At 64.5% G+C, this 2,040-nt stretch carries 2 protein-coding genes; both read left to right on the plus strand.

Going from position 1 to position 2,040, the window contains the following annotated elements:
- The coding region (gene tnpC / locus OLX23_RS25735; protein WP_264448218.1) for an IS66 family transposase at window positions 1–1,378 on the plus strand (1,378 nt) is incomplete at its 5' end.
- 74 nt (window positions 1,379–1,452) lie between these two features.
- Window positions 1,453–1,752 carry a hypothetical protein gene (locus OLX23_RS25740; protein WP_264448220.1) on the plus strand — a complete coding sequence of 100 codons (300 nt, stop codon included), beginning with the start codon at window positions 1,453–1,455 and terminating at the stop codon, window positions 1,750–1,752.
- Window positions 1,753–2,040: the final 288 nt, after the last annotated feature.

Genomic DNA, 2,040 nt, shown 5'->3' on the forward strand with positions numbered 1-2,040 from the left:
CGCGGCCGAGAAGACCGCGACCGTCACCGCCTTCGAACGCAAGCGGCCATCCCGGAAGCCGTTTCCCGAGCATCTGCCGCGCGAGCGGGTCGTCGTGCCGGCGCCATGCTCTTGCCCGGCCTGCGGCGGCACCCGGCTGTCGAAGCTCGGCGAGGACGTCACCGAGACGCTCGAGGTGATCCCGCGCGCCTGGAAGGTCATCCAGACCGTGCGCGAGAAGTTCTCCTGCCGGGACTGCGAGACGATCACCCAGCCGCCAGCGCCCTTCCACGTCGTGCCACGTGGCTGGGCTGGCCCCAGTTTCCTCGCCATGCTGCTGTTCGAGAAGTACGGCCAGCACCAGCCCCTCAACCGCCAGGCCGAGCGCTTCGCCCGCGAGGGCGTACCGCTGAGCACCTCGACGCTCGCCGACCAGGTCGGTGCCGCCGCCTTTGCGCTGATGCCGCTCTATCGGCTCATCGAGGCGCACGTCCTCGCCGCCGAGCGATTGCATGGCGACGATACGACCGTGCCTGTCATGGCCAAGGTGAAGACCGATACCGCCAGACTATGGGTCTACGTGCGCGATGATCGGCCGTTCGCCGGAGCAGATCCGCCCGCGGCGCTGTTCCACTACTCGCGCGATAGGCGCGGCGAGCATCCAAGGGCGCATCTCGCGTCGTGGTCAGGGATCCTGCAGGCTGATGCCTATGGCGGCTACGGCGAGCTCTACGCTCCCGGACGTATGCCTGCGCCCGTGATCGAGGCTGGCTGCTTCGCCCACGCGCGGCGCAAGTTCTTCGAACTGGCCGACGTTGCCAGTGCGGCCCGCAAGAAGAGCCGCGGCGAGCATGCCGGCATGATCTATCCGATCGCGCTCGAGGCCGTGCAGCGGATCGATGCCCTGTTCGACGTCGAGCGTGCAATAAACGGCAAGGACGCTACCGACCGGCTCGCGGTGCGCCGCGAACTGAGCGCACCTCTGATGGCCGAGCTCCATGCTTGGCTCACCACCCGGCTCGCCAGGCTGTCGCGCAACCACGATCTCGCCAAGGCCATCAACTACATGCTCCGGCGCTGGGATGCCTTCACCCGCTTCCTCGACGACGGCCGGGTCTGCCTGACCAACAATGCCGCCGAACGCGCTCTGCGCTGCGTGCCGCTCGGAAGGAAGGCTTGGCTCTTCTGCGGTTCCGATCGCGGGGGCCAGCGCGCTGCCGTCCTCTACACCCTGATCCAGACCGCCCGGCTGAACGACGTGGACCCGCAGGCCTGGCTCGCCGATGTGCTCGCTCGCATTGCCGAACATCCCGTAACCCGGCTTAGCGAGTTGTTGCCCTGGGCCTGGCGGCATCAACAACCGATACTCTCTGGCTCGAACATTCCTGTTTGCATTTGAGCTAGAAAGCTCGCGGGCTTGAATGATACGGATGCCAAATGTCATTCGCTCCAAAATCCGAGAACCAGCGGCAGATGGCCGCCGAGATCGGAATTATGCGATACGAAGCGGTCGGCCACTTCCTGGTCGATGGCGATTACAAGGCCGATCATGAAAGCGATTTTGAAGGAGCCTTCGCCGACTACACTCATGCCTGGTCTCTGTTGATCACAGCTCAGGCTCGGGCATTGGCAGGTCCGGAGATCCTTGAAGCGATAACAGAGTTCGCTGACCGTTCAGGACGTGAGGATCTCAAGGCGCAGGCTGAGTTCCTGATGCAGGCTTATCGCGAAGAGGCAGACTGTAACGGGGTGTCTAATCGAGCTGAGACGTAAAGCGCCGGACCAGATACCAGGCAGCTCTCCTTCGGAACCGCGGTACTCACCGGATGGATACCCCTTTAGTACGATGCGGCCACTCCGTTGGGCGATCCGGAAAGGCGGCTTGCCCGGTGGCACCGCCCTCAGTGGACGTTCATTCACCTGGTAGCGCATCTGGTACGTAAGCGCCGACGGAACCCGGCCTTGTGCGGTGGGCGGATGGGGTGAAGTTCGCGGGGCAGACGGAGGCCTTGCGAGTGGATATCGAGCAGTCAAACGAGCCTCGTATGAGCGCTCGCGGCG

The organism is Novosphingobium sp. JCM 18896 (assembly GCF_025938095.1).
GTDB lineage: Bacteria > Pseudomonadota > Alphaproteobacteria > Sphingomonadales > Sphingomonadaceae > Novosphingobium.